General features: G+C 55.1%; 18 protein-coding genes and 1 pseudogene. 8 read left to right on the forward strand and 11 right to left on the reverse strand.

Translation table 11 applies throughout. From position 1 onward, the window contains the following. Positions 1 to 60: 60 nt before the first annotated feature. Positions 61 to 954, reverse strand: a complete 894-nt coding sequence (gene ispE / locus A1830_RS06465) for a 4-(cytidine 5'-diphospho)-2-C-methyl-D-erythritol kinase (RefSeq protein WP_067703385.1) — start codon at positions 952 to 954, stop codon at positions 61 to 63. Next, a complete protein-coding gene (lolB, locus tag A1830_RS06470) occupies positions 951 to 1,574 on the reverse strand; it encodes a lipoprotein insertase outer membrane protein LolB (protein ID WP_067703388.1) in 624 nt (207 codons plus the stop codon). The genes ispE and lolB overlap by 4 nt, the downstream gene beginning before the upstream one ends. A gap of 225 nt (positions 1,575 to 1,799) precedes the next feature. On the opposite strand from lolB, the gene hemA reads away from it, so the two are divergent. The 6 genes from hemA to kdsA all read left to right on the forward strand — a co-directional run bounded on the left by hemA (position 1,800) and on the right by kdsA (position 7,168). After that, positions 1,800 to 3,056, forward strand: a complete 1,257-nt coding sequence (hemA, locus tag A1830_RS06475; RefSeq protein WP_067703392.1) for a glutamyl-tRNA reductase — start codon at positions 1,800 to 1,802, stop codon at positions 3,054 to 3,056. Positions 3,057 to 3,094: 38 nt separating this feature from the next. Further along, a complete protein-coding gene (prfA, locus tag A1830_RS06480) occupies positions 3,095 to 4,177 on the forward strand; it encodes a peptide chain release factor 1 (protein ID WP_067703396.1) in 1,083 nt (360 codons plus the stop codon). Continuing rightward, positions 4,177 to 5,019: a peptide chain release factor N(5)-glutamine methyltransferase gene (gene prmC, locus A1830_RS06485; protein ID WP_067703399.1), complete on the forward strand. Its 843-nt coding sequence runs from the start codon at positions 4,177 to 4,179 to the stop codon at positions 5,017 to 5,019. The genes prfA and prmC overlap by 1 nt, the downstream gene beginning before the upstream one ends. A gap of 2 nt (positions 5,020 to 5,021) precedes the next feature. Then, positions 5,022 to 5,420, forward strand: a complete 399-nt coding sequence (locus A1830_RS06490) for a SirB2 family protein (protein WP_067703402.1) — start codon at positions 5,022 to 5,024, stop codon at positions 5,418 to 5,420. Beyond that, positions 5,417 to 6,226 (forward strand): invasion regulator SirB1, encoded by an 810-nt coding sequence (gene sirB1 / locus A1830_RS06495; protein WP_067703406.1) that lies wholly within the window; start codon positions 5,417 to 5,419, stop codon positions 6,224 to 6,226. The genes A1830_RS06490 and sirB1 overlap by 4 nt, the downstream gene beginning before the upstream one ends. An 87-nt stretch (positions 6,227 to 6,313) precedes the next feature. Then, positions 6,314 to 7,168 carry a 3-deoxy-8-phosphooctulonate synthase gene (gene kdsA / locus A1830_RS06500; protein WP_067703409.1) on the forward strand — a complete coding sequence of 285 codons (855 nt, stop codon included), beginning with the start codon at positions 6,314 to 6,316 and terminating at the stop codon, positions 7,166 to 7,168. A gap of 84 nt (positions 7,169 to 7,252) precedes the next feature. Here the strand turns inward: kdsA and chaA are convergent. After that, positions 7,253 to 8,285, reverse strand: a pseudogene (chaA, locus tag A1830_RS06505) (sodium-potassium/proton antiporter ChaA). A 393-nt stretch (positions 8,286 to 8,678) separates the two neighbouring features. Between chaA and chaB the strand changes: the two are divergent. Further along, positions 8,679 to 8,906, forward strand: coding sequence for a putative cation transport regulator ChaB (gene chaB / locus A1830_RS06510; protein WP_067703412.1), 228 nt, complete (start codon positions 8,679 to 8,681; stop codon positions 8,904 to 8,906). Between the two features lie 179 nt (positions 8,907 to 9,085). Here the strand turns inward: chaB and A1830_RS06515 are convergent, their stop codons facing one another. Genes A1830_RS06515 through A1830_RS06525 form a run of 3 tightly spaced genes read right to left on the reverse strand, consistent with a single transcriptional unit; the run spans position 9,086 to position 10,618 of the window. Continuing rightward, positions 9,086 to 9,517, reverse strand: a complete 432-nt coding sequence (locus A1830_RS06515; protein WP_067703414.1) for a hypothetical protein — start codon at positions 9,515 to 9,517, stop codon at positions 9,086 to 9,088. Continuing rightward, the gene (locus A1830_RS06520) at positions 9,511 to 10,110 is read right to left on the reverse strand and encodes a peptidoglycan recognition protein family protein (protein WP_067703417.1); all 600 of its coding nucleotides are present in this window, start codon (positions 10,108 to 10,110) and stop codon (positions 9,511 to 9,513) included. Before A1830_RS06520 ends, A1830_RS06515 begins: the two co-directional genes overlap by 7 nt. A 25-nt stretch (positions 10,111 to 10,135) precedes the next feature. After that, positions 10,136 to 10,618, reverse strand: a complete 483-nt coding sequence (locus A1830_RS06525) for an Hcp family type VI secretion system effector (RefSeq protein ID WP_067703420.1) — start codon at positions 10,616 to 10,618, stop codon at positions 10,136 to 10,138. A 562-nt stretch (positions 10,619 to 11,180) separates the two neighbouring features. Here A1830_RS06525 and A1830_RS06530 point away from each other — a divergent pair. Next, positions 11,181 to 11,858, forward strand: coding sequence for a gamma-glutamylcyclotransferase (locus A1830_RS06530; protein ID WP_067703423.1), 678 nt, complete (start codon positions 11,181 to 11,183; stop codon positions 11,856 to 11,858). Positions 11,859 to 11,870: 12 nt separating this feature from the next. On the opposite strand, the gene A1830_RS06535 is transcribed toward A1830_RS06530, so the two are convergent. From A1830_RS06535 to tagF, 5 genes are read right to left on the reverse strand one after another with little or no spacing between them, the layout of a single operon-like run. Then, positions 11,871 to 13,319, reverse strand: a complete 1,449-nt coding sequence (locus A1830_RS06535) for a serine/threonine protein kinase (RefSeq protein WP_067703426.1) — start codon at positions 13,317 to 13,319, stop codon at positions 11,871 to 11,873. Between the two features lie 23 nt (positions 13,320 to 13,342). Then, positions 13,343 to 14,293, reverse strand: a complete 951-nt coding sequence (locus tag A1830_RS06540; RefSeq protein ID WP_067703429.1) for a hypothetical protein — start codon at positions 14,291 to 14,293, stop codon at positions 13,343 to 13,345. Next, positions 14,290 to 15,084: a PP2C family protein-serine/threonine phosphatase gene (locus A1830_RS06545; protein ID WP_067703730.1), complete on the reverse strand. Its 795-nt coding sequence runs from the start codon at positions 15,082 to 15,084 to the stop codon at positions 14,290 to 14,292. Before A1830_RS06545 ends, A1830_RS06540 begins: the two co-directional genes overlap by 4 nt. Further along, positions 15,074 to 16,246 (reverse strand): type VI secretion system-associated FHA domain protein TagH, encoded by a 1,173-nt coding sequence (gene tagH / locus A1830_RS06550; RefSeq protein ID WP_067703432.1) that lies wholly within the window; start codon positions 16,244 to 16,246, stop codon positions 15,074 to 15,076. The genes A1830_RS06545 and tagH overlap by 11 nt, the downstream gene beginning before the upstream one ends. A gap of 38 nt (positions 16,247 to 16,284) precedes the next feature. After that, the gene (gene tagF, locus A1830_RS06555) at positions 16,285 to 16,983 is read right to left on the reverse strand and encodes a type VI secretion system-associated protein TagF (RefSeq protein ID WP_067703733.1); all 699 of its coding nucleotides are present in this window, start codon (positions 16,981 to 16,983) and stop codon (positions 16,285 to 16,287) included. Positions 16,984 to 16,995: the final 12 nt, after the last annotated feature.

Raw genomic sequence — 16,995 nt, forward strand, 5'->3', positions numbered from 1 at the left:
CGGGTTCATACGGGTGTAGTAAAGAGTAGCCTGCGCATCAGGAACGGGCGATGCGACAAATTACTCTGATGACTCAGAAAGGCGGCGGTGCAGCGGCGAGATATTAACGCCTCGCGCGACAAACCCCGGCCACTTTTCCGAAGCCAGCTCAAACACCTGGCGGGCAGAGCACTCGGTGTCGAATTCGGCAAACACACAAGCGCCCGTTCCAGTCAGGCGCGACGGCGCGTATTCTAGCAGCCAGGAAACAAGCTGTTCAACCTCACGAAAACGTTTTCTTACTACTGGCTCACAATCATTGCTGAAATCAGCCCGTAATAACTGACTGATTTCACGTACGGGTGTGGTGCGATGAAGCTCGGGATCGTTGAAAACGAAAGGGGTGGAAATGTTCACGCCGGGATGCAGCACCAGGTACCATTTCTCCTCCGGATGGACCGGCGTAAGCCGTTCGCCAACCCCTTCTGCAAAGGCGGCAAAGCCCTGAACAAAAACCGGCACATCAGCGCCCAGCGTCAGGCCCAGCGCCGAAAGTTGCTCAGGCGTATAGCCCGTTTGCCACAGATGATTCAGGGCCACCAGCACGGTGGCCGCATCGGACGACCCGCCGCCCAGACCGCCGCCCATTGGCAGCCGTTTTTCAAGGCTGATCCGGACGCCCGCCCCGGTGGAAATACGCCCTGCCCGCAGGGCGCTTTCCTTCAGTAGCGAAGCCGCGCGAAAGATCAGATTATTTTCTTCGGCCACGCCCGCAACGGGCGTGACCAGGCTGATTTTGCCGCTAACGTTCGGTTCAAACGTCAGTTCGTCACCGTAATCCAGAAACTGAAACAGCGTTTGCAGGTCATGATAGCCGTCTGGCCGACGGCCGGTGATATAGAGAAACAGGTTGAGTTTAGCGGGTGCAGGCCACGTCGTGCGGCTCAGCGCCGGCTGAATATCGCCAGGTTTCATTTTACCGTCCAGCTGTCCATCTTCAGCTTGATACGCTGGTTGCCTTCCTGGAGTTCCAGATTAGAGGGCAGGGTAGGATTAAGTTTGTTGTCATATCCCTGATAGGTGACGGTCCACTTCTGACCGTTACGGCTGTAGTTCACCTGGCGCAGGCGGTACTGATCATCCAGGGCATAGTCGGTTGAATCGCCCGGCAGGCCGAGGATCCACTGGCGCAGGCTGTTTAATGGAATGTCCATACCGGTAAGCTGCGAGATCATTTTTTCCGCATCGTTGCTGACGTAGCGCTTGCCTTTGTTATCCACCAGCTGTACCACGCTGCCCTGTGCGTCCAGCTGGAGTTCAGTGCTGCCGAGCGGGTTAGTCAACAGCAGGCGATAGCGATCGGGCGCGGTCTGCTGCCAGTTAAAACGGGCATAAATTTTCTGGCTATCGGAGAGATAGGCAAAAGCGCCACGGGTTTGATAATGGGTTATTTTCTCTACGGATTGCTGGTGCTGTTGCCATTGTGGAGAGGTAACACTCTGCCCTGGCCCCTGGGGTTTATTAACGCTACAGGCAGCCAGCAGGACGCTGGCAAGCGGGAGAAGCCGCATCAGGCGGCGATTCTGCATAAACATAGGGGGTCAGCTCCTCAGACTTATCACGGGCGTTCATGCCCAAAGTAACCGTCCACGCTATCTACTCAACGGCATGCGGTCAATGCTCAATTTGTCTTATTTGCCCCTCAATGGCTATATCTTGTTACAGCCTGTGGCGAAGGATGGCTTTTCTTGATCTCGCGCATCTTGTAGAATGCGCCTCACAAAACCCTATCAACAGTGGGATATCCCCAACCAATCACCATGACGTTGCTGGCACTCGGAATAAATCATAAAACGGCTCCCGTCGCCCTGCGTGAACGCGTTACGTTCTCGCCGGAGACGTTGGATCAGGCCCTTAACAGCCTGCTGGCTCAGCCGCTGGTGCAGGGCGGCGTCGTGCTGTCTACCTGTAACCGGACCGAGTTATACTTAAGCGTCGAGCAGCAGGAAAATCTGCAGGAACAGCTGGTGAAGTGGCTGTGTGACTACCACGGCCTGAGCGCCGATGACGTGCGCAAAAGTCTCTACTGGCATCAGGGCGATGAGGCGGTCAGTCATCTGATGCGCGTGGCCAGCGGGCTGGACTCGCTGGTGCTGGGCGAGCCGCAGATCCTCGGGCAGGTGAAGAAGGCCTATGCCGACTCCCATCGCGGACACTCCCACTCCAGCGAGCTGGAGAGAATGTTCCAGAAATCCTTCTCCGTCGCCAAACGCGTGCGGACGGAAACCGAGATCGGCGCCAGTGCCGTGTCCGTTGCTTTTGCTGCCTGTACGCTGGCGCGGCAAATTTTCGAATCCCTGGCGACCGTGACCGTCATGCTGGTGGGGGCAGGCGAAACGATTGAGCTGGCGGCCCGGCATCTTCGCCAGCATGACGTGCAGAAACTGATTATCGCCAACCGCACCCGTGAGCGCGCACAGACGCTGGCCAGCGAGGTAGGGGCAGAAGTGATTGGCCTGGCGGAGATCGACTCGCGTCTGGCCGAAGCCGATATTATCATCAGCTCCACCGCCAGCCCGCTGCCGATCATCGGTAAGGGCATGGTTGAGCGCGCGCTGAAGCAGCGCCGCAATCAGCCCATGCTGCTGGTCGATATTGCGGTTCCGCGCGACGTCGAGCCGGAAGTCGGCAAGCTGGCGAATGCCTATCTTTACAGCGTGGATGATCTTCAGGCGATTATCGAAAGTAATATGGCCCAGCGTAAGGCCGCGGCGGTAGAAGCCGAAACGATAGTCCTGCAGGAGAGCGGCGAGTTTATGTCGTGGCTGCGCGCGCAAAGCGCCGTTGAGACCATCCGCGACTATCGTGCTCAGGCTGACGAAGTGCGTGCCGGGCTTGAAGAGCGGGCGCTGGCCGCGCTTGCGCAGGGGGGCGACCCTCAGCAGGTGCTGCGCGAAATGGCGCATAAGCTCACTAACCGCTTGATCCACGCTCCAACCAAATCTCTTCAGCAGGCTGCCCGTGATGGGGATACCGAACGCCTGCAGATTTTACGCGACAGCCTCGGGCTGGATTAGCGTTTTCGCCTCTTTGAATACAAGGTAAAACAAGATTAATGAAGCCTTCTATTGTTGCCAAACTGGAAGCCCTGCAGGAACGCCATGAAGAAGTGGAGGTCATGCTGGGTGATGCGGGCGTAATTGCCGATCAGGAGCGTTTTCGTGCACTTTCGCGGGAATATGCTCAGTTGACCGACGTGAGCCAGTGTTTCCGTCGCTGGCAGCAGACTCAGGATGATATCGCCACCGCGGAAGAGATGCTGGCGGACCCTGAAATGCGCGATATGGCTCAGGATGAGCTGAAAGAGGCGCAGGCGGCCAGCGAAGGGCTTGAGCAGGAGCTACAGGTTCTTCTGCTGCCGAAGGACCCTGACGATGAGCGCAACTGCTATCTGGAAGTACGCGCGGGAACCGGCGGCGATGAAGCGGCGATTTTCGCAGGCGATCTGTTCCGCATGTACAGCCGCTACGCGGAAGCCCGTCGCTGGAAGATAGAAGTGTTGAGCGCCAACGAAGGCGAGCACGGCGGCTATAAAGAAGTGATTGCTAAAGTGATCGGCGACGGCGCCTATGGCCGCCTGAAGTTTGAATCCGGCGGCCATCGCGTTCAGCGCGTACCGGAAACGGAATCGCAGGGACGTATTCACACCTCCGCCTGCACCGTGGCGATTATGCCCGAGCTGCCGGAAGCAGAACTGCCGGATATCAATCCGGGCGATCTGAAAATCGATACCTTCCGCTCCTCGGGCGCGGGCGGTCAGCACGTTAACACCACCGATTCCGCCATCCGTATTACCCACCTGCCAACCGGCATCGTGGTGGAGTGCCAGGATGAGCGTTCCCAGCATAAAAACAAAGCCAAAGCGCTGGCGGTGCTGGGTGCGCGTATTCGCGCGGCAGAAATGGCCAAACGCCAGCTGGAAGAGGCCTCCACGCGCCGCAACCTGCTGGGCAGCGGCGACCGCTCGGACCGCAACCGCACCTATAACTATCCGCAGGGGCGCATTACCGATCACCGCATCAACCTGACGCTTTACCGTCTGGATGAGGCGATGCAGGGTAAGCTCGATATGCTGATCGAACCTATCGTTCAGGAATATCAGGCGGACCAGCTGGCTGCGCTGTCCGAGCAGGATTGATGGAGATTCGTCAGTGGCTGCGCGCCGCCATCGCCCGCCTGCCGGGCAGTGACAGCGCGAAGCGCGATGCACAAATTTTGTTGGGGTTTGTCACCGGCAAATCCCGCAGCTGGCTGATGGCCTTTGACGACCAATTGCTCAGCCCTGAGCAGCTGACGCAGCTGGAGTCGCTGCTGCTGCGCCGGGCTGCCGGCGAGCCGGTGGCTTATCTGACCGGTGAGCGCGAATTCTGGTCCCTTTCCCTGCTGGTTTCCCCTGAGACGCTGATCCCCCGTCCTGACACCGAGCTTCTGGTTGAACAGGCGTTGCAGCATCTGCCCGCCACGCCTGCGGCGGTGCTTGATTTAGGCACCGGTACAGGTGCCGTGGCGCTGGCTATCGCCAGCGAGCGGCCCGACTGCCGCGTGATCGGTGTGGATCGCATCCCTGGCGCCGTCAGGCTGGCGGAATGCAATGCGCAGCGCCTGGGCATTACCAACGCCACCTTTTCCCTCAGCGACTGGTTTACCGCCCTGGAGGCGTCGCACTTCAATCTTATTGTCAGTAATCCACCCTATATTGATCGCGATGACGTTCATTTGCAGCAGGGCGATGTACGCTTTGAGCCAGCCAGCGCGCTGATCGCTGACGATAATGGCCTGGCTGACATCGCGCTGATCGCGGCTCAGGCCGCAAGGTATTTGCTCCCTGGCGGCTGGCTCCTGCTTGAGCACGGCTGGCAGCAGGCGAAGCGGGTACGGCGTATTTTACTTGAAAATCACTTTGTACAGGTGGACACCCTGCAGGATTACGGCGGGAATGACCGCGTCACCCGTGCACAGACTCCCTTACAGAGGAACTAAACATGATCGCATGGTACAGCCTGATTAAAAACCTTCATCTTCTGACCGTGGGGATCACCGCGCTGATGCTTGTGCTGCGTTTTTACTGGCTCCAGCGCGGTTCGGCGATGCTACAGCAGCGCTGGGTGCGCATCGTGCCGCATCTGAACGATACGCTGCTGTTGCTTTCAGGTATTCTGTTGGTGGTGATAACGCATTTTTACCCGTTTACGCCTCAGGGAGCCTGGCTGACTGAGAAGCTGTTTGGCGTTATCATCTATATCGCGCTCGGATTTGTGGCCCTCGGGCGGCGTCCCCGGGCGCAAAAAGTACGCTGGATTGCATTTATTGTGGCGGTTGCGACGCTGGTGATTATTTACAGACTGGCTACAACCAAAGTGCCACTGTTGGGGATTTTATGACGTCGATAGCAAATGTAGATCTCACAGCGCTTCCGCTCTGTGAGGCGGTGATCGCCGCGATGCAGGCGATTCGCCCCGATTTTCCTGCTGATGACGTTAATAAGCAGCTGGCTGCGCTGGTGAAAGAGGCCCGCGACCAGCTACCGGGTCAGTTAGAACAGGATCAAAAGCTGGAAAAGCTGATTGAGCTGTTTTGGCAGACATGGGGTTTTGGCGGCGCGAGCGGCGTTTATCGCCTGTCTGATACGCTGTGGCTGGACAATGTACTGAAAACGCGGCAGGGCACGGCCGTGTCGCTGGGGGTGATTTTCCTGCATATTGCCAGAGAGCTCTCTCTGCCGCTGATGCCGGTGATTTTCCCCACGCAGCTGATCCTGCGGGCGGACTGGCTGGATGAAGAGATGTGGCTGATTAACCCATTCGACGGCGAAACGCTGAGCGAACATACGCTGGAAGTGTGGCTGAAAGGGAATATTGGTCCGATAGCCGAGCTGTATGATGACGATCTGCAGGAAGCGGAGTCGCATCTGGTGTTAAGCAAAATGCTGGACACCTTAAAGTCGGCGCTGATGGAAGAGAAGCAGATGGAGCTGGCGCTGCAGGTCAGCCAGGTGCTGGTGCAGATGGATCCCGAAGATCCCTATGAAATCCGCGATCGCGGGCTGATTTTTGCCCAGCTGGATTGCGAACATATTGCGCTAAACGATCTGGCCTATTTTGTTGAACAGTGCCCGGAAGATCCGGTTAGCGAAATGATTAAGCTACAGATCCACTCAATTGAACAAAAGCAGATTACGCTGCACTAATCTGTTTTTGCCGCCGTCACCCGGGTGCCAGCGCGCGACTGTGTGAAAGTGACGGGCGACTATTTTCTGCATGGATAAGGCGATTACATGAAACAAAAAGTGGTTAACATTGGTGATATCAGGGTCGGTAACGATCTGCCGTTCGTCCTGTTTGGTGGTATGAACGTGCTGGAATCGCGCGATCTGGCGATGCGTATTTGCGAGCATTACGTCACCGTTACGCAGAAGCTGGGTATTCCTTACGTTTTTAAAGCCTCTTTTGATAAGGCCAACCGCTCCTCCATTCGCTCCTACCGTGGGCCAGGTCTGGAAGAGGGGATGAAAATTTTCCAGGAGCTGAAGCAGGCGTTTGGCGTGAAAATCATTACCGACGTGCATGAAGCCAGCCAGGCGCAGGCCGTGGCGGACGTGGTGGATGTTATCCAGCTGCCCGCCTTCCTTGCCCGTCAGACCGATCTGGTAGAAGCCATGGCGAAAACCGGCGCGGTGATCAACGTGAAGAAACCGCAGTTCGTCAGCCCCGGGCAGATGGGGAATATTGTTGAGAAGTTTGCCGAGGGCGGCAATGAGCAGGTGATCCTGTGCGATCGCGGTGCAAACTTTGGCTACGATAACCTGGTTGTGGATATGCTCGGCTTTAACGTGATGAAGCAGGTCTCTAACGGCAGCCCGGTGATTTTTGACGTTACCCATGCGCTCCAGTGTCGTGACCCCTTTGGCTCCGCGTCTGGTGGCCGTCGTGGTCAGGTCACCGAACTGGCCCGTGCTGGCATGGCCGTGGGTCTGGCAGGTCTGTTTATTGAAGCGCACCCGGATCCGGCTAATGCAAAATGCGACGGCCCGTCAGCGCTGCCGCTTGATAAGCTTGAGCCATTCCTGGCGCAGATTAAAGCTATCGACGATTTGGTGAAGAACTTCCCCGCGCTGGATACCAGCAGCTAGTTGAAATAAAGCGGGCTCCATCCCGGAGCCCGCTTTATTGTGCACGTTCCCGCGCTTCAGAAGCTTTACATCCCTTCCTTACCGCTACAGCATAATGGTCATCAGGTATCCCACAAACAGCGCCAGGTGTGCCGCGCCGTTCAGTACATTGGTTCGTCCGGTCGAGAAAGAGATCTGACACAGCAGCAGGGCGGCAACCATCACCACCATTTGCGATGACTCAAGCCCAAATATCAGCTGCTGACCGGTGAGGGTAGCGATAATGGTGACGGCCGGTACGGTCAGAGAGATAGTCGCCAGCACGGAACCAAAGAAGAGATTCATGGCGCGCTGCACCTGATTTGCCAGCACGGCTTTAATTGCACCCAGCCCTTCGGGGGAGAGGATAAGCAGCGCGACCAGGAAGCCGGTAAACTGCTCAGGCGCATGTAATTCGGTTAGCAGTGATTCCAGCGTGTTGGCATTCATCTTGGTGACCGCAATGACCGCGACCAGATGGACAATCAGCCAGAGGGTATGCCACAGGCTGGAGTGGGCTGAAGGTTTGCCATGATGGGGATCGTCGCCCTCGTCTTCATGCTCGTAAACAAACAGGCTCTGATGGGTCTTGGTCTGGATCAGCNAAGTTTCCGCCGGGCAGCGCGTTAGGAAACACCAGCACCAGAATACCCAGTGGAAAAATGGCGATCAGATACTGCTTCACCCCGGCCAGATTGACATACTGGGTCGCAAATTTACGCCCCCCCAGCAGCAGCGCGGCCCCCACCAGTCCACAGGTCACAATCATGATGATTGAGTAAAGCGTGTCGCGCATCAGCGCGGGCGCGGCATCACCCGTCGCCATCAGGGCTGAAATCAGGCTAACTTCAAGAATGACTACCGACAGGCTGAGGATCAGGGAGCCGTAGGGTTCACCCAGTCGGTGGGCAAGCACGTCAGCGTGACGCACCACGCTAAAGGCGCTGCCCAGGATGGCGACCAGCGCCAGCAGGTTGATTCCTACCACAACGGATAGTGAACCTGATGCACCCCAAAACCAGAGTACGGCCAGCGCGGCGAGGGGAAGAATAAGCGAGTACTCGGTGTGGCGTGTTTTGCCGCTGTCGTTCGAACTCATAGGCATTTGACCCTTTTATTTAATGGTTAACCCGGGAGGCAATGGCTGCGTAAGCTTCTACAATAATGGTAATAAGTGGTGATAATACAAGCGGTCGCAGTATAAGGCCTGACGGGGTAAATTACCTAATATTTTACGAAATATTACCGAATGGCGCTTTTTTTAGTTGAAGTCGTTATTTTTGCGGTCTGGCATCTTATCTCACTGTATCTAATCGGATATTAAAATTATTTGTTGCGAATTATACGCAGAATAAATGCTTTTTCAGCCGTGGTTTGTACCCGTGTTGCGAGCTTTATCTGTTTTAGAAGCTTAACGGCCTGTAAAGCACTAAATGGCGATCTGACAGGATCGATACCAGGCTGGTAACAGTGACAAAAGAGGAGATAACCTATGCCATATAAAACCCGTTCGTCCCTGCCGGATAGCGTTAAAAATGTGCTGCCCGCACATGCGCAGGACATTTATCAGGCAGCCTTTAACAGCGCCTGGGAAGAGTATAAGGATAAAAAAGAGCGTCGCGGCGATGAGTCTCAGGAAGAGGTCGCACATAAAGTTGCCTGGGCTGCGGTAAAGCACCAGTTTCAAAAGGGTGATGACGATAAGTGGCATAAGAAGTAATACGGCCAAACCTGGAGCAGGGGACAGGTGGAGTGTGAAGGGGTTGTAAGCAGGAAGCTGCCAGAAAGTTGCCACTGTTTACTTCACTGTAGCTCCGTCAAATCATGTTAATATCTTGAATCACTCAGAAATTAAAGTACGTCTGTTGAGACGTACTTTAATTATAACAACCTGACTTTCTATTCTGGACTGGATTCATCCTCAGGCGTGTATGTTCCCTCAAAAGGATCTGTCCACTTATAGTTATTATAAAATAACGTTGCTACATCACCCGTATCCCAGAGTAGTGTTCCGCCTCCACTGGAGTCAATCTTCCATTTACCACGGGTATTGTTGCTAAACTCAATGGTTCCCTTAGCATAACAGGGGGAGTAACGTTCATGGGTAGTGAAATTCAGAGGCACAGGATAGGCATAAGAAAAGAATTCTCCGACATCTTTTTCTGTGATTTTAAAAACACGGCAACCCTCCTTCACATTTTCTGACTCATCTTCACTTTTTCCTGTTTCGTGAATTTTGATTTTTATTATTGTCCTGGTTGCAGTATGGCCTGCAAAAGCCACATTGATGGTAAAAATCAAACCCAATATGGAAAGTATTTTTTTTACCATCGGGCTGTACCTGCTTCTGTCTTAACTTTATATGATACTTCTGGATGTCTGAATATTTCAGTCATTGATACTTTCAGCGTGTCAGTAAGTTCAGCTATGAGCCATCTTAAAGAGCGGTTTTGTGCATCACATACTTTTTCATAAACTGCGTTTTCCCCTTCTCCTGAAGTGGGTTTCCCTACAATTTCTATTCCCAGAGAGTCACCGTTAGCAGGGTATCTTTCCGGATAAGGCTTCTTCTGTTCTAACCGGGAGAGTTGTTTATACTTATTAAGTAGCGGTTTTAATGTGGTAAATGCTGAAGGTGTGCATGTCTTTTCCATATAACACCGGGATCTTATCTTACCGACATGGTTGGTGACTTTAAATACAGAAGCTGTCTGGTAAATAGTACCATCTTTATCTATCAGGAAATGAGCTCCGTTTGCACCCGTATTTTTATAACTATTAAAAGAGCTTTCTGCAGTGGAGCCTCCCGTCTGATGTACAACAATCCCGTTAACTTTATCCATTCTTGAGCGCTCTATCGTAATGAATCGCTTTACAATAATACGTTCCGCATCCATTAAACCATTTTTATCAATGAATAACATTTATCCTTCCTTGTATTACCAGTAGTTAAATTACCGTATTGGCTTTAATGTCATACTCTGAGGAAATCGTACCTGCGGCATTTCCCACTGCATTCTGCAGAATATAATCCATTGCTACTCTGGAGAAAGTCAGACTTACAGCCTCGCGCGGTACGCGCATGGTATTGTAGTAAACGGGATGCACTCCAGTGATAAGAATATCCTGAAGCGTAAGGCGCAGAAACTCCAGATGTGAGCATCCGGCTTTGCGTATAGTCATAACCGCTTCAGGAATATATTTTCCGGTCAGGCAAAATTGAAGAAGGTTGAGGCTGGATTTGTCAATATAGTGTTCAAAATGAAGGTTATCAAAAGTACATTTTCCCGTACCACCGCCACTGCCCGAATGCATATTCAATGTCTGACTAACAGACCAGTCCCAGTTTAGTATCTCGATCTCCCCTTTGTGTGTGAAATCCTGAGATTCTCCATCGATACCATTAAATTTTATAAAAATACCCTGAGCCATGATTCTTCATCCTTGTATATATAATAATTTACCCATGCTGTTGCCATTCCTTTCGGGTTCGCAGGCGTATCAGATCGCCTTCGAATTCAGTAAAGGTTGCCAGCACGTGAAAAACATTTCCCTCTGTCCGGGACACTCTACCGTTCAGAAAATAATCAGTAAAGCGTTATCGGCAGACTGGCAGCGACGGGTTGATATTATTTTCCGGCGCTCAGCACAGAAACAAAACAGGTAGTGAACGCGCTTCTGACCAGGGAAAACGCTATATGACTGAACGGATCTATACCCCAGCATTGCATCCATTATGCGAAACAGTGCGCTTTAACGCCCTTCAGCGACACTCAGAAGCCGCCCGGCAACCGGGCGCTTAAGTTTGCCTTAGTGCTGCCGATGATCTCAGTATTGAAAGATTTACTTTTGTGATGACCATCACCCTTGATTGCAAAGTCTGAATGACATAGGGTCAGTGTTCATAACCAAACGATAAGTGGGTTAATTATTCATAGTTAAAGCATTGAGCATATCATGCAGCATTGATGCTCACGGGCAGGGGAGAAGGTCTATGTTGACGCGGGATTTCTTATTAAAGGCGGACTGTAAAACGGCTTTTGGCACCATTGAAGAATCGTTGTTATGGACCTGCGAACAGCGGGCTGCTTCGCTGGCCGCCACGCTGGCCTGTCGCCCCGACCACAGCCCGGTATGGATATTTGGCTATGGCTCGCTGATGTGGAACCCTATTTTTGAGTCAGAAGAGACGGCGGAAGGCACGCTACGCGGCTGGCATCGTGCCTTTTGCCTGCGCCTTACCGCAGGGCGAGGGACGGCCACACAGCCCGGACGCATGCTGGCCCTGAAGGATGGCGGCCAGACGACGGGAGTGGCGTTCAGGCTGCCGGAAGAGACGCTGCATGAAGAGCTGACGCTGCTCTGGAAGCGTGAAATGGTGACGGGCTGCTACCTGCCCACCTGGTGCGAACTGGCGCTTAACGATGGGCGTCGGGTCACCGCGCTGGCCTTCGTAATGGATCCGCGCCATGCGCTGTACGAGTCCGATACCTGCCCCACGACCACCGCGCCGCTGATCGCCCAGGCCAGCGGCCCACTGGGGAGCAATGCGCAATACCTGTTTTCACTTGAGCAGGAACTGAACAAGCGCGGCCTCTATGACGACTGCCTGACCGGTCTGGTACAGCGCGTTCGTGAGCTACAGCAGTGCCACGTCGGGCGGGTGGGTTAACCCCACCCCCAGTCACCCTCCGGGATTAATCAGCCAGGTGCCTGCGCGATCGATCTCCAGCTGCTGAGCATGAACGCCTTCGCCGGAATGCACCTCAATTTTATAATGGCCCGCCGCCAGGTTGAGCGAGGCGTAGCCGCTATTATTGGGCTTAACGTCTACCGGCGCGCCGTTTAGCATCACGGTCTCGCCATGGGCCAGCCTCAGATAAACCGTCGCCAGCATGGGGGCGGAGTGGGGCACTGACGCAGTGGCTGACGCGCTGGCAGCCTGGGAAGAGGATTCGGTCCCCGAGGGGAAAGCAGACTGTTCAGCGCGCTCTGTCGGCCCGCTTTGGTTGAGCATAGAAACCAGCGCCACCACTGCCACCACGGCAACGCCGCAGAGGATCAGCAGCGGCCTGGACAGCTTGCGGATCCTTTGTGGGGTATCTGCCGTCACTGGCCGCGCAGCCGGGTTGATCGCCACGGCTACCGGTTCGGGTTCCGCATCCGGCAGCGGCTCAAATATCTCGTCTGCCAGCGTCAGGTGCGACGGCGCGCATACCAGCTCTTCGACGGTGCTGACCGGTAGCTCAATCAGGGCGGCGAGTTCATCAATTGACTGCGGCCTGTCCTGGGGTTTCATCATCAGCGCCCGATCAATGGCATTGAGCAGCGACAGGGAAAAGCCCGCCGGGCGCAGCTGCGTCAGCGGCTGATAGCGGTCCTCAATACAGCGCACCACGCTAACCGGCGGCGGCGCTCCGGTGACCAGCGTATGCAGTACGGCACCCAGCGCATAGATATCGGTCCACGGCCCCTGGTCGCTGTCACTCTCCTCGCTGTACTGCTCAATGGGCGCGTAGCCCGGCTTAAGCATAATTTCGGTCTGGTCGGAGAGGTTACCAATTTCTTTTCGGGCCGAGCCGAAGTCCAGCAGCACCGGCAGTTGGTTATCCTGGATTTGGATATTATCCAGCGAGATATCCCGATGCAGAAATCCGCCCTGATGCAGGGTATTGATCGCGCCAAACAGCGGCGGCAGCAGATGCCGTATCCAGGCATCATCAATCGACTCCGGTCTGGCCGACTGCCAGGCTTTCAGCGTGGTGCCGCTGTAGTACAGCGTCCCCATGTAGGCGGTGCCGTTCTCCTCCCAGAAGCGTAGGACGTGCAGCAGGCCAGGATGGTTAAAGCGCGCCAGCAGGCGGGCTTCGCGTATAAAGCTGCTCAGGCCAGCGGCAAAAAGTTTCTGATAGCGCTCGCCCCGCAGAACAATCTCTAAATCTTCCCCACGCGAAGCGAGAGAGATCGGCAAATATTCCTTTATTGCAATGGTGCGTTCAAGCAGGTGATCCCATGCGCGATAGACAATCCCAAAGCCGCCCCCGCCAATCACTTCTTTAATCTCAAACTCGTTAAAACGGTGGCCCGCCGGAAGGGCGCTGGGCACATTTTTTGTCTTTTCGTTCGCCGACATAGTAACCACTCTCTAAGTGCGGGTCAGTTAACGGTGCGCCAGGCACCAATTGCCGGATCGGCCAGATCGGCATGCAGGTCATCAACCAGCAGCACGGTAACTTTTGTTTTCGGATCGATAATCGCAGCCCAGGCTTTACGCATAGTTTCCACGCGCGTCCTGACTGCACCCGCATCCGTTGCCTGGCGTCTGTCCATCTTCACCAGCAGGGTGCCATCAAATGACCAGACATGGTGTGCCGTATCAAAGGGCAGTAGCAGCCAGCTGTCCGGCGCACCTTTCCTGCTGACAACCAGCCGCTGGTTATTGGCGGCAGTGATATCCAGCGATCCCGCCGCCGGATGAATATTTTGCAGCGGAAAGCCCTCGTAAAACTCCACGTTTACCCGCTCATTTTTACCGTCATGAGTGAGAGTCAGCTCACTTTTTCCTTCCAGCCACCCCTGGGCGGGGCAGCGCAGGCCTTTACCATCCGGTATAAACAGCGACTGGCCGTTTTTGTCCCACCAGGTGCGGAAATGACAGCCGCCGGGCAGGTCAAAGTGCTGTAAAGGCTCGGCGTTGGCCGGCTGCGACAGGTCCAGCGGCTCGGCGTTACCGGCAGTTGCCGCAGGGGTGCCGTCCGCCAGCACGATAGGGTGCCATTTCTGCTCCTTTGCCGCCGTTCCCGTAGCCAGAACGGCCCCGGTCTCTGTGGTCATCTGCCAGGGAAGCTCAAGAAGCTTGCTACACTGGTTCTGTAGCAGATTGCCTACCCTTGGCAGAAAGGTGTTCAGCACGCTGGACTCGCTGGCCTTGCCTGAGACGATACGCAGATGAATATTTTCATGACACCAGTCTTCAGGTGCGTTGCTGTCAACGTTGTCGATATACACCTCCAGCGCGAGACTGGGCGAGTAAACCGCGCGATAATCCTCTGCCTGTGCAGTGGCAGCAAATAACACTATCAGGGTGGCGGGCAACCAAAATTTCATAGCGTTCCTTGTTGTGACTTACGCGGCGGTAGAAAACGAGCGGAATCCGCCATGGATTGAAAAAGGGTGGTTTCCTGGGGTGAGCCGACCCACACCGCAACGGCGCTCAGATTGTCATTTTTCTCACTGCGATTGATCGCTTTCTGCATCAGCGCCAGCCACTCCTGCGGAGAGTTCACCATGCGCAGGGCCTGCTCCATCTCCTGGGATGTCAGGCTGCACCAGAAACCATCGGTACAGAGTAAAAAAACGTCGCCATCCTCAAGCGGCATCACCTCGCTGTAGCTTACCGGCTGACTTCCCGCTACGCCGAGCGCATTATAAAGTAAATTACTGTTAATTCCGGTATTTTCATAGCCCGCATCCTTCATCTGTTGCACCAGACTATGGTCGCGCGTGACCCGATGAATAAATCCCCGGCGAAAGTGATAAATGCGGCTATCCCCGGCATGCACCCACCATGCGCGCGGGTCATCACGATCAATAAACAACGCCGCGAGGGTGGTACTCATATGCGCAAAATTCGGATTATTCTGCTGCGCCTGGTGGATGGCCTGCTCGGCGATAGCGATCCAGCCTGCGGTCTCTTCCGGGTTAAGCGGTGCATCAACGGCTAATTGAGTAAGCAGGGCATCCCGGGCAAGCTCAGCCGCTTTACCGCCACCTTCATTCCCTGCCACGCCATCGCAGACCAGAAAACAGGCGCGGTGCTCACCCGGCAACGCGCCGGTTTCATCCTGATTGGTTTCGCGCGCACCCGTTTGCGAGGTCGAGGCAAAATTAATGTTCATTTTCATCCGCTTGAATTTGCGAGTCTTTATACTGATTAACTTCCATATCATACGCCTGAAGGAACGCTTCACCGAAAAGCGTATGGAAATCATCTTCAACCTCACCTGAGGTCTTTTGATAATGGCGCATGAAATAATCCCACATCGCTGCTTTGCGGGTGATGCTGAGGCCCATGCGCGAGAGATTTCCGTCGCGCTTCGCATTCTCCTCCAGGCGCTGAGGATTGAACGATTGCAGCATGGCGGCAATGATCGCTCTGATGCCGGCAATCATTCCCAGCTGGTGCGCCTGTAAATCGACCAGCGCATCCCTGACCGCCTGTTCAGGCGGCATAAAGCCCGGCATCTGGCTCTGGTAAATCTGCATCAGGACCGTTTTACCGGAAGGCAGGATCTTAAACGGGTTGTTGGCTTCGTTGAGGATCATGGTCATCTCGGCTTTTACGCCCCGCTTGAGGATCGAACGCGATGAGAGCAGCGCGACCGTCCCCTGCGAAAACAGGCTGAGCATACGGCCGGTAATGCGCATCTGATCCTCGGTCACCTGGCTTTTACCCGGGCCATAATCCAGCCCCATACCCTCCATAAGTGCGGCCAGCAGGCGCTGCTCGTTACCCTGAGCAGGGTAGTGCCCGGCTGGAGGAGGGGTATGGCTGACCGGATCAATACCCAGCCGGGCGGAGTGCTGTCGGTTCATGCGGGCAGCCAGCTGCTCGGGACTTAAGGTATCGGCAGGATGAATGACGATCGGCGCTTCGTCTTCCAGGATGCCCAGCGGATCGTCGCCGGATTCGTTGAGGGGGGTAAATAATGAGAGCGGGTCGAGAGGGTTTTGGGGTTCTTCATGCTCGCGGGCCGGGTCACAGACGGCGATTTGATAATCACCAATACCCAGCAGATCGCCATGCTGAAGCGTCGTCTGACTGCCGCGCGCCAGCGGCATATGGTTGTGCAGCACGGCAATCACGCTGCCGTGATTAGTCAGACGACACTCGCCGTTGCAGGTAACCTGCACCACCGCCTGCAGGCGCGATATCGCACGATCGGCATCGGGCAGCACAAGATCGTTATCGGCGCTGCGCCCAATCGTTCCGCCGGGCGAAACAAATTCGCAGGCGGTAACGGGCACCTCGGTGCGGCTTTCAACAATGGTAAATCGCATTCGCTTTTCCTGAGCCAGGGCCATAAGGCCAGCTAACATTACTCAAACATCGGTGGATAGAGTCCATTTCGACCCGGCTGCGCCACGGCGTCCGGGTCGAACAGTTGCGAAAATAATTGGGCGGTCAGATTGCCGCTGTGCTTATGGCTGGCCAGCGGATATCCATCGCTCTGGTTTGTCCACCAGTAGCTGGTGTACTGCATCGGATCAAAACGGAGGGCGACCTCGCGCCATGCCAGCGTGCAGGGCAGATCCTGATAGCCAAGCACGTCCATAATATCCGAACGACCGGTATCGGGAAGGGCCAGCGGCGTTAATGCGGAAAGCGCGGCTTCCAGCAGATCGGGGGAAGCCGACTGGACCACGCCCTGATAAAGGGTTTCCCCCAGCGTTCGGAACCACTCACCGGAGACGGCCAGCTGGGCCGGATGCCACAGGCTTACCGGTACGCTTTGTAACGCCAACAGCGGCCAGGTGCGCCCGACGCGGTCACAGGAGGGCAGCAGGCAGCCAATTTGTATTCGCTGTACGCCCAGCGTAGCGGGCAGGGCAAAATTCCATACCGGTGCGCGACGGAAGAGTTGGCTGCCCCCTTCACTGTGCTGGTGCCAGTGGGCCATGCCCAGCTGAAACCAGTTAGACCAGCTTGCTACCGTGCTCGCTGACAGTCGGCGCTGCAGAAAGTCACCGGTTCCAGGCAGTTTGCCATACCATCCCAGGTCATATTTTTCTGACATCGCGATGGCCTT

Source organism: Erwinia sp. ErVv1, assembly GCF_900068895.1.
In the GTDB taxonomy this organism is placed as follows: Bacteria; Pseudomonadota; Gammaproteobacteria; order Enterobacterales; family Enterobacteriaceae; genus Erwinia.